Annotated in this window: 25 protein-coding genes and 3 tRNA genes; 10 read left to right on the top strand and 18 right to left on the bottom strand. The window is 55.7% G+C overall.

Translation table 11 applies throughout. The annotated features are described in order from the left end of the window. Positions 1–31: 31 nt before the first annotated feature. The 10 genes from C7387_RS15915 to nnr all read right to left on the bottom strand — a co-directional run bounded on the left by C7387_RS15915 (position 32) and on the right by nnr (position 10549). Positions 32–229: a DUF2065 domain-containing protein gene (locus C7387_RS15915; protein WP_006816795.1), complete on the bottom strand. Its 198-nt coding sequence runs from the start codon at positions 227–229 to the stop codon at positions 32–34. A 72-nt stretch (positions 230–301) separates the two neighbouring features. Next, complete coding sequence (gene hflC / locus C7387_RS15910; protein WP_006816794.1) at positions 302–1306, bottom strand: protease modulator HflC; 1005 nt, start codon at positions 1304–1306, stop codon at positions 302–304. Between the two features lie 2 nt (positions 1307–1308). Continuing rightward, the gene (gene hflK / locus C7387_RS15905) at positions 1309–2571 is read right to left on the bottom strand and encodes an FtsH protease activity modulator HflK (protein ID WP_006816793.1); all 1263 of its coding nucleotides are present in this window, start codon (positions 2569–2571) and stop codon (positions 1309–1311) included. Positions 2572–2655: 84 nt separating this feature from the next. Next, positions 2656–3936 (bottom strand): ribosome rescue GTPase HflX, encoded by a 1281-nt coding sequence (hflX, locus tag C7387_RS15900; protein WP_120817061.1) that lies wholly within the window; start codon positions 3934–3936, stop codon positions 2656–2658. Between the two features lie 74 nt (positions 3937–4010). Beyond that, the gene (hfq, locus tag C7387_RS15895; RefSeq protein ID WP_006816791.1) at positions 4011–4319 is read right to left on the bottom strand and encodes an RNA chaperone Hfq; all 309 of its coding nucleotides are present in this window, start codon (positions 4317–4319) and stop codon (positions 4011–4013) included. 85 nt (positions 4320–4404) lie between these two features. Next, on the bottom strand, positions 4405–5355 hold the full coding sequence (gene miaA / locus C7387_RS15890) for a tRNA (adenosine(37)-N6)-dimethylallyltransferase MiaA (RefSeq protein WP_120817060.1): 951 nt from the start codon (positions 5353–5355) through the stop codon (positions 4405–4407). Then, complete coding sequence (gene mutL, locus C7387_RS15885; protein WP_006816789.1) at positions 5348–7204, bottom strand: DNA mismatch repair endonuclease MutL; 1857 nt, start codon at positions 7202–7204, stop codon at positions 5348–5350. Before mutL ends, miaA begins: the two co-directional genes overlap by 8 nt. A gap of 9 nt (positions 7205–7213) precedes the next feature. Further along, complete coding sequence (gene amiB / locus C7387_RS15880) at positions 7214–8551, bottom strand: N-acetylmuramoyl-L-alanine amidase AmiB (RefSeq protein ID WP_120817059.1); 1338 nt, start codon at positions 8549–8551, stop codon at positions 7214–7216. 17 nt (positions 8552–8568) lie between these two features. Further along, on the bottom strand, positions 8569–9030 hold the full coding sequence (gene tsaE / locus C7387_RS15875; RefSeq protein WP_006816787.1) for a tRNA (adenosine(37)-N6)-threonylcarbamoyltransferase complex ATPase subunit type 1 TsaE: 462 nt from the start codon (positions 9028–9030) through the stop codon (positions 8569–8571). After that, positions 9023–10549, bottom strand: coding sequence for a bifunctional ADP-dependent NAD(P)H-hydrate dehydratase/NAD(P)H-hydrate epimerase (gene nnr, locus C7387_RS15870; RefSeq protein WP_120817058.1), 1527 nt, complete (start codon positions 10547–10549; stop codon positions 9023–9025). The genes tsaE and nnr overlap by 8 nt, the downstream gene beginning before the upstream one ends. Between nnr and queG the strand changes: the two genes are divergently transcribed. Continuing rightward, positions 10548–11687, top strand: a complete 1140-nt coding sequence (queG, locus tag C7387_RS15865; RefSeq protein WP_120817057.1) for a tRNA epoxyqueuosine(34) reductase QueG — start codon at positions 10548–10550, stop codon at positions 11685–11687. The two genes, nnr and queG, sit on opposite strands and share 2 nt — an antisense overlap. Positions 11688–11957: 270 nt before the next feature. On the opposite strand, the gene C7387_RS15860 is transcribed toward queG, so the two are convergent. The 4 genes from C7387_RS15860 to orn form a co-directional block, all read right to left on the bottom strand. Continuing rightward, positions 11958–12033: transfer RNA gene (locus C7387_RS15860), tRNA-Gly, on the bottom strand. 35 nt (positions 12034–12068) lie between these two features. After that, positions 12069–12144: transfer RNA gene (locus tag C7387_RS15855), tRNA-Gly, on the bottom strand. A 156-nt stretch (positions 12145–12300) separates the two neighbouring features. Then, a tRNA-Gly gene (locus tag C7387_RS15850) sits at positions 12301–12376 on the bottom strand. A 205-nt stretch (positions 12377–12581) separates the two neighbouring features. After that, on the bottom strand, positions 12582–13127 hold the full coding sequence (gene orn, locus C7387_RS15845; RefSeq protein ID WP_006816784.1) for an oligoribonuclease: 546 nt from the start codon (positions 13125–13127) through the stop codon (positions 12582–12584). Between the two features lie 105 nt (positions 13128–13232). Between orn and rsgA the strand changes: the two genes are divergently transcribed. The 3 genes from rsgA to mscM all read left to right on the top strand — a co-directional run bounded on the left by rsgA (position 13233) and on the right by mscM (position 18746). Then, positions 13233–14288 carry a small ribosomal subunit biogenesis GTPase RsgA gene (rsgA, locus tag C7387_RS15840; RefSeq protein WP_038252687.1) on the top strand — a complete coding sequence of 352 codons (1056 nt, stop codon included), beginning with the start codon at positions 13233–13235 and terminating at the stop codon, positions 14286–14288. 119 nt (positions 14289–14407) lie between these two features. After that, a complete protein-coding gene (gene asd / locus C7387_RS15835) occupies positions 14408–15400 on the top strand; it encodes an archaetidylserine decarboxylase (protein WP_038252689.1) in 993 nt (330 codons plus the stop codon). A 22-nt stretch (positions 15401–15422) separates the two neighbouring features. Continuing rightward, positions 15423–18746 (top strand): miniconductance mechanosensitive channel MscM, encoded by a 3324-nt coding sequence (gene mscM / locus C7387_RS15830; protein WP_006816781.1) that lies wholly within the window; start codon positions 15423–15425, stop codon positions 18744–18746. Positions 18747–18789: 43 nt separating this feature from the next. On the opposite strand, the gene epmA is transcribed toward mscM, so the two are convergent. Beyond that, positions 18790–19767 carry an elongation factor P--(R)-beta-lysine ligase gene (gene epmA / locus C7387_RS15825; RefSeq protein WP_006816780.1) on the bottom strand — a complete coding sequence of 326 codons (978 nt, stop codon included), beginning with the start codon at positions 19765–19767 and terminating at the stop codon, positions 18790–18792. Positions 19768–20077: 310 nt separating this feature from the next. On the opposite strand from epmA, the gene frdA reads away from it, so the two are divergent. From frdA to C7387_RS15800, 5 genes are all read left to right on the top strand, one after another. Next, positions 20078–21868 carry a fumarate reductase (quinol) flavoprotein subunit gene (gene frdA, locus C7387_RS15820; protein WP_006816779.1) on the top strand — a complete coding sequence of 597 codons (1791 nt, stop codon included), beginning with the start codon at positions 20078–20080 and terminating at the stop codon, positions 21866–21868. After that, positions 21861–22595 carry a succinate dehydrogenase/fumarate reductase iron-sulfur subunit gene (locus C7387_RS15815; protein WP_006816778.1) on the top strand — a complete coding sequence of 245 codons (735 nt, stop codon included), beginning with the start codon at positions 21861–21863 and terminating at the stop codon, positions 22593–22595. Before frdA ends, C7387_RS15815 begins: the two co-directional genes overlap by 8 nt. A 10-nt stretch (positions 22596–22605) precedes the next feature. After that, positions 22606–23001 (top strand): fumarate reductase subunit FrdC, encoded by a 396-nt coding sequence (gene frdC, locus C7387_RS15810; protein ID WP_038252691.1) that lies wholly within the window; start codon positions 22606–22608, stop codon positions 22999–23001. 10 nt (positions 23002–23011) lie between these two features. After that, positions 23012–23371, top strand: a complete 360-nt coding sequence (gene frdD / locus C7387_RS15805; protein ID WP_038252695.1) for a fumarate reductase subunit FrdD — start codon at positions 23012–23014, stop codon at positions 23369–23371. Positions 23372–23479: 108 nt separating this feature from the next. After that, a complete protein-coding gene (locus C7387_RS15800) occupies positions 23480–24010 on the top strand; it encodes a lipocalin family protein (RefSeq protein ID WP_038252697.1) in 531 nt (176 codons plus the stop codon). Here the strand turns inward: C7387_RS15800 and sugE are convergent. Continuing rightward, on the bottom strand, positions 24007–24324 hold the full coding sequence (gene sugE, locus C7387_RS15795) for a quaternary ammonium compound efflux SMR transporter SugE (protein ID WP_006816774.1): 318 nt from the start codon (positions 24322–24324) through the stop codon (positions 24007–24009). The genes C7387_RS15800 and sugE overlap by 4 nt on opposite strands. Before the next feature lie 249 nt (positions 24325–24573). Between sugE and C7387_RS15790 the strand changes: the two genes are divergently transcribed. Beyond that, complete coding sequence (locus C7387_RS15790) at positions 24574–25167, top strand: LuxR C-terminal-related transcriptional regulator (RefSeq protein WP_006816773.1); 594 nt, start codon at positions 24574–24576, stop codon at positions 25165–25167. A gap of 36 nt (positions 25168–25203) precedes the next feature. Here the strand turns inward: C7387_RS15790 and ecnB are convergent, their stop codons facing one another. Further along, on the bottom strand, positions 25204–25350 hold the full coding sequence (gene ecnB / locus C7387_RS15785) for a lipoprotein toxin entericidin B (RefSeq protein ID WP_006816772.1): 147 nt from the start codon (positions 25348–25350) through the stop codon (positions 25204–25206). A 144-nt stretch (positions 25351–25494) separates the two neighbouring features. Then, positions 25495–26061, bottom strand: a complete 567-nt coding sequence (efp, locus tag C7387_RS15780) for an elongation factor P (RefSeq protein WP_006816771.1) — start codon at positions 26059–26061, stop codon at positions 25495–25497. Between the last annotated feature and the right edge of the window lie 37 nt (positions 26062–26098).

The raw sequence follows: 26098 nt of genomic DNA, 5'->3' as shown, positions 1-26098 counted from the left end.
CCTAAATTAGGCAAATCTGACTGTAATTTGATCAGCCAACCGTTTTCCTCAACATGTAGTAGATAACGATCCCCGCAACCACAAGACCTCCGCCAAAACGTCGCAGCAGGTGGTCGGGCAACTGGCTCATCGTCGCGACCATCCGTCGCCAGGCCTTGGGATAGAGCATCGGGCCGAGACCTTCCAGCACCAGAACCAACGCGAGTGCCAGCCAGATTGTTGAGTTCATTTTGATTCCTTATAAAAGAAAACCACCGCTTTCCAGAGGAAGCGGTGGTTTGACAGCAAAGCGAGCTAAATATTAACGCGTCGTTGAGCTCGGCGTCTTCATATAACGGAAGAAATCGCTGTCCGGGCTCAGAACCATGACGTCCTGGTTGCCTTCAAAGCTGTTTTCATAAGCGCGCAGGCTACGGATAAAGGCATAGAAGCCTGGATCCTGGCTGAACGCGTCGGCAAACAGTTTCGCGGTTTCCGCATCACCTTCACCACGCAGGATAAGCCCCTGGCGCTCGGCTTCTGCCAGCGTTTTCGTCACTTCGTAATCCGCAGTAGCGCGCAGTTTTTCTGCTTCTTCCTGGCCCTGAGAACGATGGCGACGAGCGACGGCTTCACGCTCAGCGCGCATACGGTTGTAGATAGCCTCAGAGACTTCCGCCGGCAGGTTGATCTGCTTGATACGGACGTCAACCACTTCGATACCCAGTGCCGCCATACTGTTCGGGTTGATGACCGGCACTTTGCCGTTGGTCTCTTCCTGAACACGTTCAGCAGCTTTGGCAATCGCGTCGTCGGCCGCAGGCGTCGTCACTTCATCTTCAGTGCCCGCAGAACCGGAGTTCAGCGCATCACGAACTTCCAGCGTCAGACGACCACGAGAATCGGTCACGATGTCTTTCACGTCGAGGCGACCGATTTCAGAACGCAGACGGTCAGAGAATTTACGCTTCAGCAGAACCTCGGCCTGGGAGACGTCGCCGCCGCCGGTCGCCAGGTAGTAACGGCTGAAGTCGCTGATGCGCCATTTGATGTAGGAATCAACGATCAGGTCCTTTTTCTCTTTGGTCACAAAGCGATCGGCCTGGTTGTCCATGGTCTGAATGCGCGCATCCAGCGTTTTTACTGATTCAATAAACGGCACTTTAAAGTGCAGGCCCGGCGCAAACACCAGCGGTTTGTTTTCGTTGTCGCGAACGACTTTACCGAAACGCAGTGTAATACCGCGCTCACCTTCTTTGACAACAAAAACAGAGGCATACAGCGCTACCAGCACGATGACAATTATCGCAATAACAGACTTACGCATCGTTATTCCCCCTGACGCTGGTAATCGTTACGCTGCGCGTTAGCGCGGCGTTGGTCCATGATATCGCCCTGACTGGTGGACGATGTGTTGCTTGCTGCGGTACTGGAAGAGGAAGCTGGCGGCAGACGTAACAGGCTGTTTGCCGCGCTCTTATCGCTCTTTGCTGCCGGTGCATTACCACCCTTCAGCATCTGATCCAGTGGCAGCACCATCAGGTTGCCGCTCTTATCGTTAACCAGCACTTTGCGAGTATGGCTCAGCACTTTTTCCATGGTTTCGATATACAGACGTTCACGCGTAATTTCCGGCGCTGCTTTATATTCCGGCAGAACTTTCGAGAAGCGATCCACTTCACCCTGTGCTTCAAGGATGGTCTGAGTCTTATACGCACGGGCCTCTTCGAGGATACGCTGCGCCTGACCGTTAGCGCGTGGCTGTACTTCGTTGGCGTAAGCTTCGGCTTCACGGATGTACTGCTGTTCGTTTTCACGAGCGGCAATCGCATCGTCAAATGCGGCTTTCACCTCTTCCGGCGGACGAGCGGCCTGGAAGTTGACGTCCAGCAGGGTGATACCCATGTTGTACGGACGAATTGTCTCTTCCAGCTCACGCTGAGTATCGCTACGGATAACCGTACGACCTTCGGTCAGAATACGGTCCATGGTGTATTTACCGATAACGCCACGCAGCGCACTGTCCGTTGCCTGACGCAGGCTGTCGTCCGGGCTGGTCACGCTGAACAGGTAGTTCTGCGGATCGGTAATGCGGTACTGCACGTTCATCTCAACGCGCACCACGTTTTCATCAGAAGTCAGCATCACGCCGGACGCCGCCAGTTCACGCACCGCTTCGACGTTAACCGGGGTCACTTCATCAACGAAGGTCGGCTTCCAGTTCAGGCCTGGCTCAACCAGATGGCTGAACTTACCAAAACGCGTCACCACACCACGCTCGGCTTCCTTGATGGTATAGAATCCACTGGCTGCCCAGATGATCACAATAGCCGCCGCGACGATGCCGACAATGCGTCCGCTCATCTGACCGCGAGGCCCTTGAGTATTATTGCTTCCACCGCCCTGACCGCCTTTACCGCCGCCCAGACCGCCGAGCTTTTTGCTCAGTTTGCGGAAGATATCATCCAGATCCGGTGGCCCCTGCTCGCGACCGCCTTTGTTACCGTTACCCCCAGAGTTGCCGCCTTGATTATTGCTGCTTCCCCACGGGTCGCGGTCCTGTCCGTTGTTACCGGGCTGATTCCACGCCATGTATATGCTCCATATTTGTTATGCGGTGTTTATACCCATCACGTTCAGGTATAGAGGCGAAACCTTCAGGCTAGTCCCCTCCGGTCAGACCACGTAGTCCACCAGTGCAGGTTCTTGTTTACAGAGACGACGCCAGTCAACGATTGGCATGCGCACCTGCATCCCGACGCTGCCGTCATCCTCCATCCACTCTTTTTCTATCGCCTGAAGCTGATAAAACCGGCTTCGCAGACGACCTTCCTGCGGTGGCAGACGCAACGTGTGCTGCGCTATTTCCCCGGAAAGACGTTCCGTTAAAGCCTGGAAAAGCAGTGGTACGCCGACCCCGGTCTGTGCTGAAAGCCACACCCGGATCGGTTTATTCTCTTCATCCCGGTCGATACGCGGCTCAAAATCATCCAGCATATCGATTTTGTTCATCACCAGAAGCGTTGGGATCTCGTCCGCTTCGATCTCTTCGAGGACGATATTCACCGCATCGATGTTTTCCTGCAGACGGACGTCAGCGGCGTCTATCACATGCAGCAACAGCGTCGCCTGCCGGGTTTCCTGCAGCGTCGCTTTAAACGCCGCCACAAGGTCGTGCGGCAAATGGCGGATAAAACCTACGGTATCCGCTAATACGGTCTCACCGACGTCAACCACGTCGATACGACGCAGCGTGGGATCAAGCGTAGCGAACAGCTGATCCGCCGCATAAACCTGCGCTTCAGTTATCTGGTTAAACAGCGTCGACTTCCCGGCGTTGGTGTATCCCACCAGCGACACGGTCGGTATATCGGCTTTGGTTCGCGAACGGCGCCCCTGCTCACGCTGTTTTTCTACTCTTTCAAGGCGCGAGAGGATTTGCATGATGCGATTGCGCAGCAAACGGCGGTCGGTTTCCAGCTGGGTCTCACCCGGACCGCGCAAACCAATCCCGCCTTTTTGCCTTTCAAGGTGGGTCCAGCCGCGCACCAGGCGCGTTGCCAGATGGCGCAGCTGCGCCAGCTCAACCTGCAGCTTACCCTCATGGGTACGCGCACGCTGGGCAAAAATATCTAATATCAGACCAGTACGATCGATAACCCTGCACTCACACAAACGCTCCAGGTTACGTTCCTGGGCGGGCGATAATGCATGATCAAACAAGACAACGGATGCCCCGGTCGCTTTTACGGCCTCTGCAATTTCGACAGCCTTACCTTCACCTACAAAATACTTTGGGTGCGGCGCTTTACGGCTACCGGTAATCACCTGCATTGCTTCGACACCGGCGGAAGAGACCAGAGATTCAAACTCCTGGAGATCTTCCATATCTTTGTCTTGCGAAAAATAGATGTGTACCAGTACCGCCTGCTCACCGGCGTCATAACGGTCAAACAAGCGTTATATCTCCTGAAATACCAGCGGGGAACGCAAAAATCTGCTTCCCCGACATGGATAAACAGCCATCAACCTTATTCGGTATCGTCGCTGTCCTGCGCAGGCGCAGAAGAACCCTGCGCGTTGCTGCCGTGGTGGTAGTTACTGGTGCTACCGCCCGCATTGTTGCTGTGATGAGAAACAGGGCGAGACGGGACAACAGTAGAAATTGCGTGCTTGTAGACCATCTGGCTGACCGTGTTTTTCAACAGGATCACGAACTGATCGAAAGACTCAATTTGCCCTTGCAGCTTAATACCATTCACCAAATAAATAGAAACTGGAACACGCTCCCGACGCAATGCGTTCAGGAACGGATCTTGTAAAGATTGCCCCTTAGCCATTCTCTCTTTTCCTTATATGCTTGTTTTGTACTTTGAACCTTTCGGTTCTGAAAAATTGCGCACGATACGGTTCAATTGTACACATTCAGCCCGCAGTCGCACCAACTACCTGTAGTACTTCGTTGAACGCCTGTTCAGGTTGTTCACTGTCTAACCAATGAACGCCGTCCCAACCGCGCAACCAGGTCACCTGGCGCTTTGCTAACTGTCTCGTGGCGCAAATACCTCTATAAACCATTTCATCGTAGGAGATCTCGCCTTCAAGGTAAGACCACATCTGGCGGTATCCCACACAACGAATGGAAGGCATATCCGTATGCAAATCTCCACGGGCATACAGCGCCCGCACTTCAGCTTCAAAACCTGAAGCCAACATCTGGTTAAAACGCTGCTCGATACGTTGATGGAGCAGTTCACGGCTCGCCGGGGCGATGGCGAACTGATGCACCTGATACGGCAAAGCGTCTCCTGACGTTTGCGTCAGTTCCGTTAAAGTTTTACCCGAAATGAAAAAAACTTCCAGTGCCCGGGAAAGTCTTTGCGGATCATTCGGATGAATGCGGGCAGCAGCCACCGGGTCAATGTCCCGAAGTTGCTCATGCAACGCCCCCCATCCGCGCTCTGCAGCATCCTGCTCAATTCTGGCTCTGACCTCCGGATCCGCCGACGGTAATGGCGACAACCCTTCCAGCAAAGCCTTGAAATACAACATTGTTCCACCCACCAGCAGCGGAATACGGCCCGCAGCGGTGATTTCAGCCATCTCTGCCAGCGCATCGCGGCGAAAATCTGCCGCCGAATAAGCCTGCGCCGGATCGAGGATGTCGAGCAACCGGTGCGGTGCCGCGCGAAGCTCTTCCACGTCTGGCTTAGCCGTACCGATATCCATCCCTTGGTAAATAAGGGCGGAGTCTACGCTTATCAACTCTACTGGCAAAACTTTACGCAACTCAATGGCCAGCGCGGTTTTACCTGAGGCCGTTGGCCCCATTAAAAAAATTGCCTTTGGCAAATTTGCTTTTATAACGTCACTCATCTTTCAGGGCGTTCATCGCCGAATGCAGGTCAACGGATTGTAACAGACCACCCGGCGGCGCTTTTACCAGCTGAGGGCATAAGCGCTCAACATCGGCCAGTACCGCAATCGCCTGAGCCATATTCCATTGCGTGTGTTCGCTCGCCAGATGACGAGAAATCCACTGCGCAAGGTCGCTGGCAACGAAGGTGCTTTGCGGCGCAAGGTAGCCTATCAGTTCAGGAATCAAGATTTGTAAATTTTGTTGTCTTAAGGGTAAAGGCACCGCCCGCACCGTGACGTGCTGCGCCTCCAGCTGAATATCAATACCCAGTTCGACCAACGCAGACTGCGCCTTTTTCAGCGCCGCCGTTTCGGGATCCGATATCTTAAGACGCAGCGGGATCAGTAGCGGTTGCGCACACACGGACTCCTGTCCCGGCGTAAGCTGCGCCTGGCGTAACCAGCGCTCGGCAACCGGCAACGCCAGCAGGGATAAACGCCCGCCGCGTTCCAACAGCGCACAGTCGCCGTCGACAATGGTCAGCACACGACCAAAACTCTGGCTGTGGCCGTCAAGGCTGCTCGGCTGTGGTTTTGCCTGCGGCTTTTGCGCGGGTTCCGGCGTCTCCAGCAGATGGCGATATAGCGTCCCCTGCTGCTTTTGGTATCCCGGTTGAGCGTTCGGCCACGAGGCATTGCCGCCGCGTGGCGAGGAGCTTGCCCCTTTAGCAGTATAAGAAGGGGCCTGCGGTTCACGCGTTGCCGCGGGCTCAGCAAACTGATTGCGCCCCGCCGCCGCCCGGTTCTCCGGAATATGGCGCGCCGGAGCCTGCTCTTCTTCGCCTGCGAGCGGCAGTGGGGTTTCCAGCTGCTGTTGCAGCACGCTCAGCACACCCTGATAGATAAAGTCATGCACCAGACGCGACTGGTGGAAACGCACCTCGTGTTTGGCCGGATGCACGTTCACATCCACCTGATGCGGATCGATAGTCAGATACAGGACAAAAGCGGGTTGTTGATCGGCCCCCAGCTTGTCTTCGCAGGCCTGACGAATGGCGTGGTTGATCAGGCGATCGCGCATCATGCGACCGTTGACGTAGCAGTACTGAATCTCCGTCAGCGCCGGAGTGACGTGGTTCGGATCTGCGACCCAGCCACGCAGAGTGAGATCGCCGTGCTGCCACTCAATAGCCAGCGCCTGCTCGAGAAACGGGGTACCACAAATGGCGCCCAGGCGACGCTCCTGCTGCCCGCCTTCCGGTACCGCACGGTACTGGCGCACCAGTTTGCCGTTATGACTGAGCTGAATTGTCACGTCGAAGCGCGCCAGCGCGATGCGGCGTACGACCTCATCAATATGCCCAAACTCGGTTTTTTCAGTGCGCATGAATTTGCGCCGCGCCGGGGTGTTGTAAAAGAGATCGAGCACTTCGAGGGTGGTTCCCACCGGGTGCGCGGCCGGTTTCACCGTCACCGCCATATCGCGACCTTCGGCATAGGCCTGCCAGGCTTCCTGCTGTTCTGCTGTGCGGGAGGTGAGCGTCAGGCGTGAAACGGAGCTGATACTGGCCAGCGCTTCACCGCGAAAACCAAGACTGATGATGGCTTCAAGATCGTCGAGGGTAGCGATTTTACTGGTAGCGTGGCGCGCTAACGCCAGCGCCAGCTCGTCTTTCTTAATACCGCCGCCGTTATCACGAATGCGGATGAGCTTAGCGCCGCCGCGCTCGATATCAATATCGATTCGCGTGGCGCCCGCATCAAGACTGTTTTCTACCAGCTCCTTGACCACCGATGCAGGGCGCTCCACCACTTCGCCCGCGGCGATCTGGTTCGCAAGCTGCGGCGGCAGAACCTGAATCGGCATAACCTCTCCTTAATTGAAAGAAGGACCACCTGGCGCCGCGGCGCTGGCAGTCTGGGCAGGGTTTCCTTGCGGCGCAGACTGGATAGGGTGGTTGCTAAAATAGTTTCTGAGGCCTTTATAGATGGCCTCTGCGAGCTGCTGCTGGTAGTCGTCGCTGCCAAGCAGGCGTTCTTCGCTGCTGTTACTGATAAAACCGGTTTCGACGAGAATGGACGGGATATCAGGCGAACGCAGTACGCCAAGGCTCGCGTGCTCCGGACGACTCTTGTGTAGATTACCAATTCGCTCAAGCTGCCCCAGCACATCCTTCGCCACATCATACCCGACACGCTGGGAATGGCCGAACTGTAAATCCAGCACCGCCTGGCTCAGGTAAGGATCGGACTGATTGTTGGCAAGCACATCACCCGCACCGCCGAGCAGTTCAGATTGCTTCTCATGCTGCTCAAGCCAGCCCGCCATTTCGCTGTTGGCGCGGCGGTTAGACAGCACCCACACAGAGGCGCCGGTCGCGTCGCGATTCGGTGCCGCGTCAGCATGAATAGAGACCAGGAAGCTGGCGTTCTGCTTACGTGCCACATCGGAACGCCCCATTACCGAGATAAAGTAGTCACCATCGCGGGTGAGAACGCCTTTAAACATCGGATCGTCATTGAGCAGGGTGCGCAGTTTCCGCGCCACCGCTATCGTCACGTTCTTTTCACGCGTGCCGCCAGGGCCGATTGCCCCCGGATCCTGACCACCGTGACCGGCGTCGATGGCGATAATTACCTTATCACCAGACTCAGCGCGGGCACGAGCGACCGGGCGCGTAGAGGTGTTACTGCTGGTGACAGATGTAATACGATCGTCGCTGGATTTAAACGGATTACGCACCGGCTCTGCCGGGCGAGGGGCCACGACCGGTGCTTCCTGACGCTTAGCTATGACCGGCGCGGGCGGCGGCGGAGGTGGCGGTGGGGCATCCGCATTGATGGTAAAGACGACGGTATAGTTCGCGCCATTTTGCTGCTTAGAGACGCGCGTTTTGCCGTTTTCGGTGAGAGAGACCACCAGTCGCAGCGACCGATCGTCCTTCGGCGTACCCGAACGAATGCTTTTCACCAGATTGTTGCCGCTAAAATTCAGCGGTAGCCCCTGGATCACCCCACTCTGTTTGATATCCAGTGCCACACTACGTTTACCGTCCTGCGTATAGGAATACTCAGGGTCACCCATAAAGCTGAAGGTAATTCGGGCCTGTTGGTCTCCGTTTGAGACCTGAATGTCGGATAAACTGGCTGCGCTGACCTGCAGGGTCAGCAACATCAGCGCCGCCATGAATGCACTTTTCACGCGATACATCATCCCGCCATCCCTTTAAATTAACTGGCTAAGCGCGCCAGCAATGACTCACCCAGCGGAGAAACGGCGGTCACCCGCGCCTCCCGCCCTTGCGCCTGGTAGTCTATGTGAATTTCGACATCCGGTTCAGGCAATACACCCGCGCCCTGTTGCGGCCACTCCACCAGGCAGATGGCATCATTAGCAAAGTAATCGCGGATCCCCATAAATTCGAGCTCCTCTGGGTCCGCAAGACGGTACAAATCAAAGTGATAAACATTTAATGCATCGAGCGCATAGGGCTCGACCAGCGTATACGTTGGGCTTTTCACGTTGCCCTTGTGCCCCAGTGCCTGCAAGAAACCACGACTGAAGGTCGTTTTGCCCGCTCCCAAATCACCGTACAAATAAATCACGGTTGCGCCTGCGCACGCCTGCGCGATACGGTGGCCAAGGTCTAACGTCGCCTGCTCGTCGGGTAAAAGAATCACTCGATTAATCATGGTTTAAGTCAATCACATCCGGGTTAACAACACGCACAAGCGTGGAAAAAAGATCGGTTGCCAGCATTCCGCGGGTACCAGTAACAGCAGCCAGCCTGTCAGCGGCGGCGCCATGCGCAACACAGCCTGCACAGGCGGCATCATACGGCGATAGCCCTTGCCCCAGCAATGCACCGATGATGCCCGACAGCACATCACCCATACCACCGCTCGCCATACCGGGGTTTCCGGCATCAATAATGCCGAGCGCACCACGCGCATCCGCGACCACCGTGCCCGCCCCTTTGAGCACCACCACCCCGCCGTAACGTTGTATCAGACGACGGGCAGCAAGCAGGCGATCGTTTTCAATCTCAGCGATCTGACAGCCAAGCAGGCGGGCAGCCTCACCGGGGTGCGGCGTTAATATGCGATTGTGACGTTTATCGGGATTGATTGCCAGAAGGTTCAGCGCGTCGGCGTCCCAGAGCATCGGTTTACGAAAATTCTCGGTTTTTCGCAGCGCCTGGCGGCCCCATTCGCTCTGACCAAGCCCTGGGCCAATCACCACCACATCAGCCCACTGCAGGCTCTCTTCCAGCGAGGTGGCGGTAAGCTCATGAACCATCAGTTCAGGACGCGCGGTGATAATTGGGTTGATATTCTCGATGTGAGTAAGCACTCGCACAAGTCCCGCCCCCGCGCGCAGCGCCGCCTCACCCGCCATGCGGATGGCGCCAGCGGTACCGTGGTCGCCCCCGATGACCACCACTTTACCGTGGTCGCCTTTATGCGATGTCGGTTTGCGCGGCGGTAGCCAGTGCGAAAGCTGGGAGGCATCAAAGCGGGTTATGGGGGTCGACTGCGTGGCAAGCCAGGTCTCCAGCCCAAGTGCATCATGGTGCAGGATCCCCACCACATCGCGGGCCCTGCCGGTAAGGAGCCCGGGTTTCAGGGCGATAAACGTGATGGTGTGCGCGGCCTGGATAACCGCCCCCGGTGCCGCGCCGGTTTGAGCATGAAGGCCCGAGGGAATATCCAGTGCCACTGCCGGTGCCGTATGCTCATTTGCTTGGGTAATCAGGCTCGCTACCGGGTTTTGTGGTGCGCTGGCAAGGCCGGTGCCAAGCAGCGCATCGATAATCAGGTCAATATCGGCAGGCCAGGCGATATCGGCAGAATGGATGATCCCCCCGGCATTCAGCCACGCGTCTCGCGCTTCACTCGCTTCGTCGGGCAATGGTTTTTCGCTTTCCAGTGCCAGCAGCGTCACGCGGATCCCTTGAGCAACAGCCAGCCGCGCCACGACATAGCCATCGCCGCCGTTGTTGCCATGGCCGCACAGTATCAACCAGTGCTGGGTTGTGGGGTAGGTACGTCGCGCTACGGAAAACGCCGCCGCGCCCGCGCGTTGCATGAGCTCAAAAAGCGTCAGTCCCAGGCTGTCCGCCGCCGCTTTTTCAGCGCGACGGAGCTCGTCCGCAGCCCAGATGGAATGTGGTATACTTACGAGGTTACTCGTCAATGTATGGTCCGTCATGTCACAGCCCCTCGATCTCAATCAGTTAGCGCAACAAATCAAACAATGGGGCACTGAACTCGGCTTTCAGCAGGTCGGCATCACCGATACCGATCTCAGCGCCAGCGAGCCTGAATTTCAGGCATGGCTGGACAAACAATACCACGGCGAGATGGAGTGGATGGCGCGTCATGGCATGATGCGCGCCCGCCCTCACGAATTATTGCCCGGTACGCTACGCGTGATTAGCGTGCGGATGAATTATCTGCCCGCCAATGCTGCATTCGCCAGCACACTGAAAAACCCTGCTCTTGGTTACGTCAGCCGTTATGCCCTGGGGCGTGATTATCATAAGCTGTTGCGTAATCGTCTGAAGAAACTGGGCGAAATGATTCAGGAACAGTGTGCTTCGCTGAATTTTAGACCTTTTGTCGATTCTGCGCCTGTTCTTGAACGTCCATTAGCAGAAAAAGCCGGGCTTGGCTGGACAGGTAAGCACTCACTAATCCTCAGCCGCGACGCCGGCTCTTTCTTTTTCCTTGGCGAATTATTAGTCAACATTCCGCTTCCGGTCGACAACCCGGTAGAAGAAGGCTGCGGGCGCTGCGTGGCCTGCATGACCATTTGCCCCACCGGGGCGATTGTTGAGCCCTATACGGTAGATGCCAGACGCTGTATTTCCTATCTGACCATTGAGCTGGAAGGCCCTATCCCGGAGGAGTTTCGTCCGCTCATGGGGAATCGTATTTATGGATGCGACGACTGCCAGCTCATCTGTCCGTGGAACCGTTACTCTCAGCTTACCGACGAAGACGATTTCAGCCCGCGCAAAGCGCTGCACGCCCCCGAACTGATTACCCTGTTCGCCTGGGACGAAGCCTGGTTCCTTAAAGTCACCGAAGGTTCTGCCATTCGCCGTATCGGCCACCTGCGCTGGCTGAGAAATATTGCCGTCGCGCTCGGCAATGCCCCCTGGGATGAAGCCAACATTCGGGCGCTGGAAAGTCGCCGAGGTGAGCACCCACTTCTTGATGAACACATAGAATGGGCGATTGCGCAGCAAATCGATAAGCGTAATGCCTTCGTGGTTGAAGTACAGTTGCCACAAAAACAGCGGCTGGTGAGAGTTGTCGAGAAGGGATTACCGCGCGATGCCTGATTCATTCACAGCTTGTGAATAAAATAAAAAAGGCATTGCGTATCAACGCGCAGAAATTCGTCAAGCGATCGCGATAACATTTTGAAATCAATTTTTATCGTTAATTTTCAATGCATTATCAAAATATTATTCACCTGACTAATCATTTAGCCATTCTTAGCGAAAGACGGGTTCTGTGGATAACTCTGTGAGCAAGAGTATTTCAGGCACGAAATAAAACGTCCCCAGCAGTAAATTCCGCTGTGGATAATCTGGAGGAGGTGAAGAATTTGGAGCGGGAAACGAGACTCGAACTCGCGACCCCGACCTTGGCAAGGTCGTGCTCTACCAACTGAGCTATTCCCGCTTGGGTGGTGCATGCTTTGCAGCATTTTCAAATTTTGGAGCGGGAAACGAGACTCGAACTCGCGACCCCGACCTTGGCAAGGTCGTGCTCTACCAACTGAGCTATTCCCGCTTAATCTTCGTCTTTCAAGCCGCTACTGCGTTGGCTGCCTTCACTCACCTTAGTCACTTACTTAAGTAAGCTCCTAAGGATTCGTTCAGTTGCCGCCTTGTTGCAACTCGAAATCCTGCGATTGGGTGGTGCATGCCTTTCAGCATTTTCAAATTTTGGAGCGGGAAACGAGACTCGAACTCGCGACCCCGACCTTGGCAAGGTCGTGCTCTACCAACTGAGCTATTCCCGCAAATTTGTGGCTGTCGTAACGTGCAATTCTCTGTCGTTACGGGAGGCGCATTATACGAGAAATCCGTTTAGCTGCAACCCCTTCAACCGCAATTTTTTGTGCTTTTCGTCTGAATGCTGATTTTATCAGCAAAGTGTGCAATTTAACGGCAAATCCCCGGCAAAGCAAGTCTGCCGGACCACACAAACGTCGGTCCGGCCACAAATTACAGCTGAATAAAATGCTCGCGGTAGTAAGCAAGCTCAGCCACCGACTCACGAATATCGTCCATCGCCTGGTGAGTGCCCTGCTTCTTGAAGCCTGCCAGAATTTCTGGTTTCCAACGGCGAGCCAGCTCTTTCAGGGTGCTGACATCGAGGTAGCGGTAGTGGAAATAGCTTTCCAGCTCCGGCATATATTTAAACAGGAAGCGGCGGTCCTGGCCGATGCTATTGCCACAGATAGGCGATTTTCCTTCAGGGACCCACTGTTTAAGAAACTCAATGGTCGCGAGTTCCGCCGCACGGTCGTCCTGGGTGCTCGCTTTTACACGCTCTACCAGCCCGCTTCCGGTGTGGGTACGAACGTTCCACTCATCCATCAGCGCCAGCTGCGCGTCGCTCTGATGCACTGCAATTGTCGGGCCTTCCGCCAGAATATTCAGATTCGCATCGGTCACAAGCGTAGCGATTTCGATAATACGATCGCGCTCCGGATCGAGGCCCGTCATTTCAAGATCGATCCAAATCAGGTTGTTTTCATCTGCACTCATGCTATTTTCCACCCTTCTCGCGTCACAACGCAGTGACTATATTCATCTAAAATAGCGTGTATCATAGAGGTTTTGCCTGACTTGGGCGACCAGGAGCCAGCAAGATTGAGTAAAAATAAACTCTCCAAAGGACAACAGCGCCGGGTAAAAGCTAACCACCAGCGCCGACTCAAAACGACTGCGGAGAAGGTCGATTTCGATGACAACCTGTTCGGCGAACCCTCCGAAGGCATCGTCATCAGTCGTTTTGGTATGCATGCCGATGTGGAATCCACAGCAGGTGACGTTCACCGCTGCAATATCCGCAGGACTATCCGATCCCTGGTGACCGGCGATCGCGTGGTCTGGCGGCCAGGAAAAGCCGCGGCCGAAGGGGTAAACGTGAAGGGTATCGTGGAAGCGGTACACGAGCGTACCTCGGTGCTGACGCGTCCGGATTTCTACGACGGTGTGAAACCCATCGCCGCGAATATCGACCAGATAATCATCGTCTCAGCTATCCTGCCAGAACTGTCGCTGAACATCATCGACCGGTATCTCGTCGGCTGTGAGACCCTCGATATCGAGCCGCTTATCGTCCTGAACAAAATCGATCTGCTCGACGACGAAGGCATGGCTTTCGTCAATGAGCAGATGGATATCTATCGCCGTATTGGTTATCGGGTACTGATGGTGTCCAGCCGAACCGAACATGGACTTGACCCGCTGAAAGATGCGCTGACCGATCGCATCAGCATCTTTGCCGGGCAGTCTGGGGTGGGGAAATCCAGCCTGCTGAACGCCCTGCTGGGGCTAAAAGACGACCAGATCCTGACCAACGACGTTTCCGATAACTCGGGACTTGGCCAGCACACCACCACGGCCGCTCGCCTGTATCACTTCCCGCATGGCGGTGATGTGATTGATTCCCCTGGCGTTCGTGAGTTTGGCCTCTGGCACCTGGAGCCGGAACAAATCACCCGCGGATTTGTCGAATTCCATGATTATTTAGGCCTGTGTAAGTATCGCGACTGCAAACACGATACCGATCCTGGCTGCGCCATTCGTGAAGCGGTAGAAAAAGGTGAAATCGCCGAAACGCGCTTTGAGAATTATCACCGCATTCTGGAAGGCATGGCTGACGTAAAAACGCGTAAAAACTTTTCGGAAACCGATAACTGAGAATTATGCTGGCGACGACTGACATTTACGCCGGACGTCGCTAAAATCGGCCGCTTTTCGATAAGATCTGGTGACGTTACGCCGGATCAGGAACGACAAATCATGGCCTGGAGGCTATTTTGCTAAACGATCTTAAACTTTCCTTGCAATACATTCTGCCTAAACTGTGGCTCACCCGCCTCGCAGGCTGGGGTGCAAGCAAACGCGCAGGCTGGCTGACCAAACTGGTCATCGACCTGTTCGTTAAGTACTACAAGGTCGATATGACAGAGGCGCAAAAGCCAGATACCGCCAGCTATCGCACCTTTAACGACTTCTTTGTTCGCCCGCTGCGTGACGATATCCGCCCGGTGAATACCGACCCGAACGTGCTGGTGATGCCGGCAGACGGCGCAATCAGCCAGCTTGGCCGCATCGAAGACGACAAAATTCTGCAGGCGAAGGGCCACAACTACACGCTGGAAGCCCTGCTCGCCGGTAACTACCAGATGGCGGACCTGTTCCGCAACGGGACCTTCGCGACCACCTATCTGTCGCCACGCGACTACCATCGTGTGCACATGCCGTGCAACGGTATTCTGCGGGAAATGATTTATGTGCCGGGCGATCTGTTCTCGGTAAACCACCTGACGGCGCAGAACGTACCTAACCTGTTCGCGCGTAACGAGCGCGTCATTTGCCTGTTCGATACTGAATTTGGTCCGATGGTGCAGATCCTCGTTGGTGCGACCATCGTCGGCAGCATCGAAACCGTGTGGGCAGGAACAGTGACTCCGCCGCGTGAAGGCATCATCAAACGCTGGACATGGCCTGAAGGCGAGAGCGAAGGCGCCGTAGCACTGCTGAAGGGCCAGGAAATGGGTCGCTTTAAGCTCGGCTCCACCGTTATCAACCTGTTTGCTCCGGGCAAAGTGACCCTTGTTGAGCACCTGCAGAGCATGTCAGCCACTAAACTCGGCCAGCCTCTGGCGGTCTCTACTGAGTTCACCACTCCGGTCGAAGCCGAGCCAGTCGTTGAAGACATTGCCGAACCGATTGTGCAGCCGCAGGCTGACACGATGGTTGAAGAGAGCGCCAGCCCGCTGGCTAATGACAAGAAAGACGAAGGTTAACTCCTGACAAAAGGGTTTCGCCGTGCGCCTGATTATCACTTTCCTGATGGCCTGGAGCCTCAGCCTGGGGGCGTACGCAGCGACGATCCCCGACGCCAGACAGATAACCCAGGAACTGGAGCAGGCAAAAGCGGCAAAACCCGCCCAGCCTGAAACCGTAGAGGCCCTCCAGGCCGCGCTGAATGCGCTTGAGGAGCGAAAAAACTCTCTCGAGCGCACTCAGCAGTATCAGCAGGTTATCGATAACTACCCCAAACTCTCCCAGGCGCTGCGCTCGCAGCTGAACAACCTGCGCGATGAACCTCGCCAGGTCCCGACCGGGCTTTCCAGCGACACGCTGAACCAGGAGATCCTGCAGGTCAGCAGCCAGTTGCTGGAGAAAAGCCGTCTGGCGCAGCAGGAACAGGATCGCGCCCGGGATATTGCCGATTCACTGAACCAACTGCCGCAGCAGCAAACCGACGCTCGTCGTTTACTGAACGAAGTTGAACGCCGTGGCGGTTCGGTCGCCGGGAGCTCGTCGTTAGCTCAGGCACAAAATCTGAATCAACAGGCCGAAGCCGCACGACTGAAAGCACAGGTCGACGAATTAGAACTCGCCCAGCTATCCGCTAACAACCGCCAGGAACTCTCGCGGATGCGCTCAGAGCTTGCGAAAAAACAGAGCGAACAGCTTGATGCTTACCTGCAGGCGCTGCGTAATCAGCTCAACAGTCAGCGTCAACAGGAAGCTGAGCGCGCGCTGGAAAGCACCGAACTGCTGGCGGAAAGCAGTGCTAACTTACCTGCCGGTATCGTTAACCAGTTCAAAATCAACCGCGAGCTTTCTGCCGCATTGAACCAGCAGGCTCAGCGGATGGATCTGGTCGCTTCGCAGCAGCGCCAGGCCACGAATCAAACCGTGCAGGTACGCCAGGCCCTGAACACGCTGCGCGAACAGTCGCAGTGGCTGGGGGCTTCAAACCTCGTTGGTGAAACGCTTCGCGCCCAGGTCGCGCGTCTGCCTGAAATGCCGAAACCGCAGCAGCTCGACACCGAGATGGCCCAACTGCGCATCCAGCGTCTGCGTTATGAAGATCAACTGAGTAAGCAGCCGCAGCTGCGCCAGACGCTGCAAGCAGAAGGCACACCGCTGACGGCCGAGCAGAACCGTATTCTCGATGCCCAGCTACGGACCCAGCGTGAACTACTCAATTCTCTTCTCCAGGGCGGTGATACGTTGATCCTCGAGCTGACAAAGCTCAAAGTCTCAAACGGTCAACTGGAAGACGCGCTGAAAGAGGTGAACGAAGCCACTCACCGCTACCTGTTCTGGACCTCTGACGTCAGCCCCATCGGCTTTAGCTGGCCGCTGGAAATTGTTCAGGATCTGCGTCGTCTGATTTCGCTCGACACCTTTAGCCAGCTGGGCAAAGCCTCCGTGATGATGCTGACCAGCAAAGAGACGCTGTTCCCGCTGTTTGGCGCCCTCATTCTGGTTGGCTTCAGTATCAGCTCGCGTAAGCACTTCACCCGCTTCCTGGAGCGTTCCAGCGCCCGGGTCGGTAAAGTCACCCAGGACCACTTCTGGCTGACGCTGCGCACCGTATTCTGGTCGATTCTGGTGGCTTCTCCGCTACCGGTGCTGTGGATGACGCTGGGATATGGTTTGCAGGAGGCCTGGCCCTACCCGCTGGCGGTGGCCATCGGCGACGGCGTGACCGCCACGGTGCCGCTGCTGTGGGTAGTCATGATCTGCGCCACCTTCGCCCGTCCGAATGGCCTCTTCGTGACCCACTTCGGCTGGCCGCGCGATCGCGTAGCGCGGGCGATGCGTTACTACCTGATGAGCATTGGCCTGATTGTGCCGCTTATCATGGCGTTGATGATGTTCGATAACCTCGATGACCGTGAGTTTACCTCCTCACTCGGCCGGTTATGCTTCATTCTCATCTGTGGTGCATTGGCGGTGGTGACGCTAAGCCTGAAACGCGCCGGGATCCCACTGTATGTCGATAAAGAAGGCAGCGGTGATAACCTGCCCAACCGGATGCTGTGGAACCTGCTGATGAGCGCCCCGCTGGCTGCGATGCTGGCTGCGGCGGTTGGTTATCTGGCAACTGCACAGGCCCTGCTCGCTCGTCTGGAAACGTCGGTGGCTATCTGGTTCCTGCTGCTGGTTATCTACCACGTCATTCGCCGCTGGATGCTCATCCAGCGGCGCCGTCTGGCGTTCGATCGTGCGAAGCACCGCCGCGCCGAAATGCTCGCTCAGCGCGCCCGCGGTGAAGAAGACCATCACGCCACCAGCCTTGAAGGCTCGGCGGAGGTGGAAGTCAGCGAGGTCGATCTCGATGCCATCAGCGCCCAGTCCCTGCGGCTGGTTCGTTCCATCCTGATGCTCATCGCGCTGGTCTCAGTGATTGTGCTGTGGTCGGAAATTCATTCCGCTTTCGGCTTCCTTGAGAACATTTCGCTGTGGGACGTTACCTCAACGGTGAAAGGTGTTGAAAGCATTGAGCCCATCACCCTTGGCGCTGTGCTGATTGCTATTCTGGTGTTAATCATCACCACTCAACTGGTGCGCAATATGCCTGCCCTGCTGGAGCTGGCGCTGCTTCAGCACCTCGATCTCACGCCGGGCACCGGCTACGCCATTACCACCATCACCAAATATCTGCTGATGCTGATTGGTGGACTGGTGGGCTTCTCGATGATTGGCATTGAATGGTCGAAGCTGCAGTGGCTGGTCGCGGCACTCGGTGTCGGGCTGGGCTTTGGTTTACAGGAAATCTTCGCCAACTTCATCTCTGGCCTGATTATCCTCTTCGAAAAACCGATTAGGATTGGTGATACGGTGACCATCCGTGACCTGACCGGCAGCGTGACCAAAATCAATACCCGCGCCACCACCATCAGCGACTGGGACCGTAAGGAGATAATCGTGCCGAACAAAGCGTTTATCACCGAGCAGTTCATCAACTGGTCGCTGTCGGATTCAGTGACCCGTGTGGTGCTGACGGTGCCAGCGCCGTCGGACGCGAACAGCGAAGAGGTCACACAGATCCTCTACACCGCCGCCGAGCGCTGCTCGCTGGTGATCGATAACCCGGCACCGGAAGTGTTCCTCGTTGATTTGCAGCAGGGGATCCAGATTTTCGAGCTGCGTATCTACGCCGCTGAAATGGGCCACCGCATGCCGCTGCGTCACGAGATCCACCAACTGATTCTGGCGGGCTTCCGCGAGCATGGTATCGATATGCCGTTCCCGCCGTTCCAGATGCGTCTGGAAACGCTGGGCGGTAAAACGCCGGGGAAAACCATCTCTTCTGCGGGCAGACGCTCAAGAGCGCCGGGGAGTTTATAAGAGACAAGCCCTCTCCCGGACGGGAGAGGGTTAACGCGAGGGGTTAAGCGCGATCGACCGTAAAGGCGATCACTTCAGCCAGGCTTTCCGCCCCCAGCGCCAGCATGATCACACGATCCACACCTAACGCCACGCCAGAGCAATCCGGCAGCCCTGCTTTTAATGCTTCCAGAAGGTTGGTATCAATCGGCTGCTGCGGCAGGCCACGAGCGGCGCGCTTGCGGTTATCCTGGTCAAAACGCTGCTGCTGTTCACGGGCATCGGTCAGCTCGTGGAAACCGTTCGCCAGCTCAATACCTTTGTAGTAAACCTCAAAACGCTCCGCAACCCGGTGATCTTCAGTGCTGATCTGCGCCAGAGACGCCTGGCTTGCCGGGAAGTGATACACGCAGACCGGACGGTCTTTGCCAATGTGTGGCTCAACGCCGAACGCAAACAGCATCTGCAGCAGCGTGTCGCGGTCTTCTTCGGTATCGGCAATGTTGCTCAGGTCGAGCTTAGCCGCCACTTCACGCAGCTGTTCTTTATCCGCGGACAGAGGGTCAATTTCCAGATGGCGCTGGAACGCCTGCTGATAGGAGAGGCTCTCTGCCGGCTGGCACTCCAGCACCTGCTGCAGGAAATCATCCACTTCGTTAATCAGGCGATACATGTCGAAGTGCGGACGGTACCACTCCAGCATGGTGAATTCCGGATTGTGATGGCGACCCATCTCTTCATTACGGAAACTACGGCACAGCTGGTATACCGGGCCACAGCCCGCAGCCAGCAGGCGCTTCATGTGATATTCCGGGCTGGTCATCAGGTACAGATTCATCCCCTGAGAATGGCCGGGGCCAACGAAACGGGTCTCAAACGGAACCAGGTTGATATCGGTGACCGTTGCCTGACTCATGCATGGCGTCTCCACCTCCAGTACCCCGCGATCCGCAAAGAAGCGGCGGATTTCCGCCATCACGGCGGCGCGTTTTAGCAGGTTAGGAATGGATGCGCTCGGCTGCCAGGTTGCCGTTTCGCTCATGGTAATTTCTCCGAATTGAAACAAGGGCACGAAGTCTACTCGCAACCGTCCGGACAGACAAATTTTGCACAGAAAATTTTCTCAGCACATTCCCTGATATCAATCCGTGACACGATTCATCAATTAGGGTGATAAATAACGTGACGTAACCGCAAAATAATCGAACACATCAATTTTCCCCTCTTTCCCAAAGGTTATACTGTTTTACCCATAAAGGAGCAGTGGAAACGCTTTCGCCATGGTAACGCCTTAGTCGTCAACTACGCTTGATGAGGCGCATTGCGAAAAAACAATAAACTGGAGGAATGTCGTGCAAACCTTTCAAGCCGATCTTGCCATTATAGGCGCCGGCGGAGCTGGATTACGTGCAGCCATCGCGGCAGCGCAGGCTAATCCCAACGCCAAAATCGCCCTGATCTCTAAAGTCTATCCCATGCGCAGCCATACCGTCGCAGCCGAAGGTGGATCTGCCGCCGTCGCGCAGGATCACGATAGCTTTGAGTATCATTTTCACGATACCGTTGCCGGTGGCGACTGGCTCTGTGAACAGGATGTTGTAGATTATTTCGTGCATCATTGCCCGACGGAAATGACCCAGCTTGAGCAATGGGGTTGCCCGTGGAGCCGTCGTCCTGACGGTAGCGTCAACGTGCGTCGCTTCGGGGGGATGAAAATCGAACGTACGTGGTTTGCCGCCGATAAAACCGGCTTCCACATGCTGCACACGCTGTTCCAGACATCACTCCAGTTTCCACAGATCCAACGTTTTGACGAACATTTTGTCCTCGACATTCTGGTCGATGACGGCCAGGCCCGCGGCCTTGTCGCCATGAACATGATGGAAGGGACGCTGGTACAAATCCGCGCCAACGCGGTGGTAATGGCCACCGGCGGCGCTGGCCGCGTATATCGCTATAACACCAACGGCGGTATCGTGACCGGCGACGGCATGGGCATGGCGCTCAGCCACGGCGTGCCGCTGCGCGATATGGAATTCGTTCAGTACCACCCAACCGGCCTGCCGGGTTCCGGCATTCTGATGACCGAAGGCTGCCGTGGTGAAGGCGGTATTCTGGTCAACAAAAACGGCTACCGCTATCTGCAGGATTACGGTATGGGCCCGGAAACGCCGCTTGGCGAGCCGAAGAACAAATACATGGAACTTGGTCCGCGCGACAAAGTATCCCAGGCCTTCTGGCACGAGTGGCGCAAAGGCAACACCATCCCGACCCCGCGCGGCGACGTGGTCTACCTCGACCTGCGTCACCTGGGCGAGAAGAAGCTGCTTGAGCGTCTGCCGTTCATCTGCGAACTGGCAAAAGCCTACGTCGGCGTGGATCCGGTGAAAGAGCCGATTCCGGTACGTCCGACCGCGCACTACACCATGGGCGGTATCGAAACCGATCAGCATTGCGAAACCCGCATTAAAGGGCTGTTCGCCGTGGGTGAGTGTTCATCCGTTGGTCTGCACGGTGCTAACCGCCTCGGCTCTAACTCACTGGCAGAACTGGTGGTCTTCGGCCGCATGGCGGGTGAACAAGCCATGGAGCGCGCCTCCGTTGCCGGGGAAGCCAACAGCGCGGCCCTCGACGCGCAGGTCGTTGACGTTGAAAACCGCCTGAAAGCGCTGGTGAATCAGGAAGGTAACGAAAACTGGTCGAAGATCCGCGACGAAATGGGTCTTTCTATGGAAGAAGGCTGCGGTATCTATCGTACGCCGGAGCTGATGCAGAAAACCATCGACAAGCTGGCAGAGCTGCAGGAACGCTTCAAGCGCGTACGCATCACCGACACTTCCAGCGTCTTCAACACCGACCTGCTGTACACCATTGAACTGGGTCACGGCCTGAACGTTGCCGAATGTATGGCGCACTCCGCCATGGCGCGTAAAGAGTCCCGTGGGGCGCACCAGCGCCTGGACGAAGGCTGCACCGAGCGTGACGACGTCAATTTCCTGAAGCACACCCTCGCCTTCCACAACGCAGATGGTTCGCTTCGCCTCGACTACAGCGACGTGAAGATCACCACCCTGCCGCCAGCAAAACGCGTGTACGGTGCTGAAGCGGAAGCGGCCGAGAAGAAGGAGAAGGCCAATGGCTGAGATGAAAAACCTGAAAGTTGAGATTGTGCGCTACAACCCGGAAGTGGACTCCGCACCGCACAGCGCTTTCTATGAAGTCCCTTACGATGAGCAAACCTCACTGCTGGATGCCCTGGGCTACATCAAAGATAACCTGGCTCCGGACCTGAGCTATCGCTGGTCGTGCCGTATGGCTATCTGCGGCTCCTGCGGCATGATGGTCAACAAAGTGCCTAAGCTCGCCTGTAAGACCTTCCTGCGCGATTACACCAACGGCCTCAAGGTTGAGGCGCTGGGTAATTTCCCGATCGAACGCGATCTGGTGGTCGACATGACCCACTTTATCGAAAGTCTGGAAGCGATTAAGCCGTACATCATCGGCAACCCGCGTACACCGGATCAGGGTCCGAACATCCAGACCCCGGCGCAGATGGCGAAGTATCACCAGTTCTCCGGCTGCATTAACTGCGGTCTGTGCTACGCCGCCTGCCCGCAGTTTGGTCTTAATCCTGAGTTTATCGGCCCGGCGGCCATTACCCTGGCGCATCGTTACAACGAAGACAACCGCGACCACGGTAAGAAGGAGCGTATGGCGCAGCTTAACGGTCAGAACGGCGTGTGGAGCTGTACCTTTGTGGGCTTCTGCTCTGAGGTATGCCCGAAACACGTCGATCCGGCTGCCGCCATTCAGCAGGGTAAAGTCGAAAGTTCGAAAGACTTTCTTATCGCTACCCTGAAACCACGCTAAGGAGTGCACTATGACGACTAAACGCAAAGCGTATGTACGGCCAATGCCGGCTACCTGGTGGAAGAGTCTGCCTTTCTATCGCTTCTATATGCTGCGTGAAGGCACGGCGGTGCCAACAGTCTGGTTCAGTCTGCTGCTGATTTACGGTCTGTTTGCCCTGAAGCATGGTCCGGAGTCCTGGACTGGCTTCGTCGGTTTTCTGCAAAACCCGGTGGTGGTTATCCTGAACCTCATCACCCTTGCAGGTGCGCTGCTGCATACCAAAACCTGGTTCGAACTGGCGCCGAAAGCCGCAAACATTATTGTTAAAGGCGAGAAAATGGGTGCCGGCCCTGTCATTAAAGGGCTGTGGGCTGTCACGATCGTTGTGACCGTTGTCATCCTGTTTGTCGCGCTGTTCTGGTAAGGAGGCCAAAGTGATCAATCCAAATCCAAAGCGTTCGGATGAACCCGTATTCTGGGGGATGTTTGGCGCGGGCGGCATGTGGGGAGCCATCATTGCACCGGTGATTGTGCTGCTGGTAGGTATTTTGCTACCGCTGGGACTTTTCCCGGGCGATGCGCTGGGCTATGACCGCGTGCTGGCATTTGCCCAGAGCTTTATTGGCCGTGTGTTCATCTTCCTGATGATCGTGCTGCCGTTGTGGTGCGGCTTACACCGTATCCACCACGCGATGCATGACCTGAAAATCCACGTTCCTAACGGTAAGTGGGTATTCTACGGCCTGGCGGCTATCCTGACGGTCGTCACGCTGGTCGGCGTTATCTTCCTGTAATGCAGAAGCCCTCTTAGCCGCACGGCTAAGAGGGCTTTTTTTCGCAAGTCCCCTGTTTTTTTCCTGCCACGCTCTACACTTAGCTTAAAACCCTGCAAGGAAGATATCATGCGTCTGATGCCTGGTATTGCTATGGTGGTTGCTGCGTTATTGCTGGCGGCCTGCAGTTCCCCAATTCCCCCCGCTGGCGTCACCGTCGTTACGCCGTTCAACACACAACGCTACCTCGGCACCTGGTATGAAATAGCCCGTCTCGACCACAGTTTTGAAAGCGGCCTTGAAAACGTCACCGCCACCTACAGCCTGCGTGATGATGGCGGTCTGAACGTGCTGAATAAGGGCTATAACCCCGATCGTGGCATGTGGCAAAAAACGGATGGAGTTGCGTACTTCACCGGTTCAACAAACGTTGCCGCCCTTAAGGTGTCGTTTATCGGCCCCTTCTACGGCGGGTATAACGTGATTGGGCTGGATAAAAACTACCAGCATGCGCTGGTCTGTGGGCCGGATCGCGACTATCTGTGGATCCTTGCCCGCACACCGACCATTTCCGCAGAAATGAAGCAGGTGCTACTGGCAAGCGCGACCCGGCAGGGGTTTGACGTCAGTAAGCTAATTTGGGTGAAACAGACGCGTTAGTGCGTGCTGAGCTTCAGGCCAATGATGCCGGCGACGATCAGCGCCAGGCTTGCGATACGCGCGACGCTCGCGGACTCACCCAACAGCAGGATCCCGGTGATGGCAGCCCCAACGGCACCGATACCTGTCCACACCGCATACGCGGTGCCAACGGGCAGGCTTTTCATCGCCCAGGAGAGCAACGCAACGCTCGCAATCATCGCGACCGCAGTAATTACGCTTGGGACCAGACGGCTAAAACCATGGGTGTATTTCAGGCCAACGGCCCAGACGACTTCAAGAAGACCAGCAACAACTAAGATTAACCAGGACATACGGACTCCAGTGTGGGGCCGTCCCCGGTGAGTGATACGCTTACAGGTCGTCCCGTAAGGTCTTTGGAAAAGTTATTCTACTCAAAGGGTCAGCAGATTCAAGACGTTTGACTTAAGTCACCCGTTAGCTATTTTTATTCCGCGAAATAAGCCCGTTTAGCGGCTCACATCGCGCCTTCATTCGCTTTATGGCTTCTTTATGATGAAAGTTTAGCGCGCTAGTCACGCTCATTTCATGACGAAAGCATCATGTATAAAACTCTCATTATTGACCGTTGCCATTTCAGCCGATGTGGGCTGGAGTCCTGGCTCAGACAGGTCGATTTGTTCGCATCTGCAGTATCCGTCACCAGCCTCAGCAGTCTGTTGTCGGCAAAAGAACACATCGAAATGTGGCAACCGCATGTGATTATTGCCGACCTCTGTGGATTCACCACCGAATTGCAACAGCTCCCCTGGCTCGTCTCCATTCTGAGCCACGCCTGGCCTCGGGCACGCCTGATCCTCTTTCAGGAGCATCTGCCTGCGGGCGAAGAAATGCACGATAACGCCTGGGCGCAACTCAACAAAAATATCGCGCTGGCGGACCTTGCTAACGTTATCGACGCTGCATTCCGCTCAAGCCCGGGGGCGAATCATCACCGCATTGTCACACCGCTGCTAACCCGCCAGGAAGAGAAAGTGCTGTCACTGTGGATGGAGGGGACAAACCATAACACCATCGCCCGCCTGATGAATATCAACGGTAAAACGGTATACACCTACAAAAGAAATATCCGCCTGAAACTGAAAATGGAAAATCGTTTCTCCCCATTTTTAGCCGTGACCGATAAAGCCGGATAACGGCACGGCCTTATTGCCGCACCGTCGATGTCGCAATTACTGCTGCGCTTTTGTCGCTGCACCAGAAATTACGCTACCACCTTCAGAAATATCCTGACCGACACCACGAGTGGTATTACACGCTGTCAGCACTGAAGAAAGCACCAGTACAGAAAAGATCGCCGCAATTGTTTTCTTAATCATACTATCTTCCTTATTTTGCCAGTGATATTTGTGTATAGCTTTTTAAGCATAGACAAAATCCGGGAAGGAAGTAGGAAAGGCGGGATTTTTAAGAACAGGCGCAGCAGGACTGCCGCGCCTGGTAAGCATCACATAAAGCGGGGATTACTTCACGCGAGAAACGTATTCACCAGAGCGGGTGTCAACTTTGATGACTTCACCGATCTGTACGAACAGCGGAACTTTAACCACAGCACCGGTGCTCAGGGTCGCTGGTTTACCACCGGTACCTGCGGTATCACCTTTCAGGCCTGGGTCGGTTTCAACGATTTCCAGCTCAACGAAGTTCGGCGGAGTCACGGAGATAGGCTGACCGTTCCACAGGGTCACGATGCACTCAGCCTGATCCAGCAGCCATTTCGCGTTATCACCAACGGCTTTCTCATCAGCAGCCAGCTGCTCGAAAGTTTCGTTGTTCATGAAGTGGTAGAATTCGCCGTCGTTGTACAGGAAGGTCAGGTTCATATCTACAACGTCTGCGCCTTCAGCGGAGTCGGTAGACTTGAAGGTTTTCTCGACGCGAGTACCGGTCAGCAGGCGACGCAGCTTAACGCGTGCGAATGCCTGGCCTTTACCAGGTTTAACGAATTCACTGGCTTCAACCGCGTACGGTTCGCCGTCCATCATGATTTTAAGACCAGCACGAAAATCGTTGCTATAGTAAGTCGCCATAAGGCCCTCTGAAATTGTAAAATGGTAGCTAAGCCAC

The organism is Yokenella regensburgei (genome assembly GCF_003634235.1).
GTDB lineage: Bacteria > Pseudomonadota > Gammaproteobacteria > Enterobacterales > Enterobacteriaceae > Yokenella > Yokenella regensburgei.
This window is presented reverse-complemented; position numbering and strand designations above follow the sequence as displayed.

What these genes read in the sequence shown, in the direction of transcription:
- C7387_RS15915 (WP_006816795.1), bottom strand. Translation starts at nt 229, where the DNA reads ATGAACTCAACAATCTGGCTGGCACTCGCGTTGGTTCTGGTGCTGGAA.
- hflC (WP_006816794.1), bottom strand. Translation starts at nt 1,306, where the DNA reads ATGCGTAAGTCTGTTATTGCGATAATTGTCATCGTGCTGGTAGCGCTG.
- hflK (WP_006816793.1), bottom strand. Translation starts at nt 2,571, where the DNA reads ATGGCGTGGAATCAGCCCGGTAACAACGGACAGGACCGCGACCCGTGG.
- hfq (WP_006816791.1), bottom strand. Translation starts at nt 4,319, where the DNA reads ATGGCTAAGGGGCAATCTTTACAAGATCCGTTCCTGAACGCATTGCGT.
- miaA (WP_120817060.1), bottom strand. Translation starts at nt 5,355, where the DNA reads ATGAGTGACGTTATAAAAGCAAATTTGCCAAAGGCAATTTTTTTAATG.
- mutL (WP_006816789.1), bottom strand. Translation starts at nt 7,204, where the DNA reads ATGCCGATTCAGGTTCTGCCGCCGCAGCTTGCGAACCAGATCGCCGCG.
- amiB (WP_120817059.1), bottom strand. Translation starts at nt 8,551, where the DNA reads ATGATGTATCGCGTGAAAAGTGCATTCATGGCGGCGCTGATGTTGCTG.
- tsaE (WP_006816787.1), bottom strand. Translation starts at nt 9,030, where the DNA reads ATGATTAATCGAGTGATTCTTTTACCCGACGAGCAGGCGACGTTAGAC.
- queG (WP_120817057.1), top strand. Translation starts at nt 10,548, where the DNA reads ATGTCACAGCCCCTCGATCTCAATCAGTTAGCGCAACAAATCAAACAA.
- nnr (WP_120817058.1), bottom strand. Translation starts at nt 10,549, where the DNA reads ATGACGGACCATACATTGACGAGTAACCTCGTAAGTATACCACATTCC.
- orn (WP_006816784.1), bottom strand. Translation starts at nt 13,127, where the DNA reads ATGAGTGCAGATGAAAACAACCTGATTTGGATCGATCTTGAAATGACG.
- epmA (WP_006816780.1), bottom strand. Translation starts at nt 19,767, where the DNA reads ATGAGCGAAACGGCAACCTGGCAGCCGAGCGCATCCATTCCTAACCTG.
- C7387_RS15815 (WP_006816778.1), top strand. Translation starts at nt 21,861, where the DNA reads ATGGCTGAGATGAAAAACCTGAAAGTTGAGATTGTGCGCTACAACCCG.
- frdC (WP_038252691.1), top strand. Translation starts at nt 22,606, where the DNA reads ATGACGACTAAACGCAAAGCGTATGTACGGCCAATGCCGGCTACCTGG.
- C7387_RS15800 (WP_038252697.1), top strand. Translation starts at nt 23,480, where the DNA reads ATGCGTCTGATGCCTGGTATTGCTATGGTGGTTGCTGCGTTATTGCTG.
- sugE (WP_006816774.1), bottom strand. Translation starts at nt 24,324, where the DNA reads ATGTCCTGGTTAATCTTAGTTGTTGCTGGTCTTCTTGAAGTCGTCTGG.
- C7387_RS15790 (WP_006816773.1), top strand. Translation starts at nt 24,574, where the DNA reads ATGTATAAAACTCTCATTATTGACCGTTGCCATTTCAGCCGATGTGGG.
- ecnB (WP_006816772.1), bottom strand. Translation starts at nt 25,350, where the DNA reads ATGATTAAGAAAACAATTGCGGCGATCTTTTCTGTACTGGTGCTTTCT.
- efp (WP_006816771.1), bottom strand. Translation starts at nt 26,061, where the DNA reads ATGGCGACTTACTATAGCAACGATTTTCGTGCTGGTCTTAAAATCATG.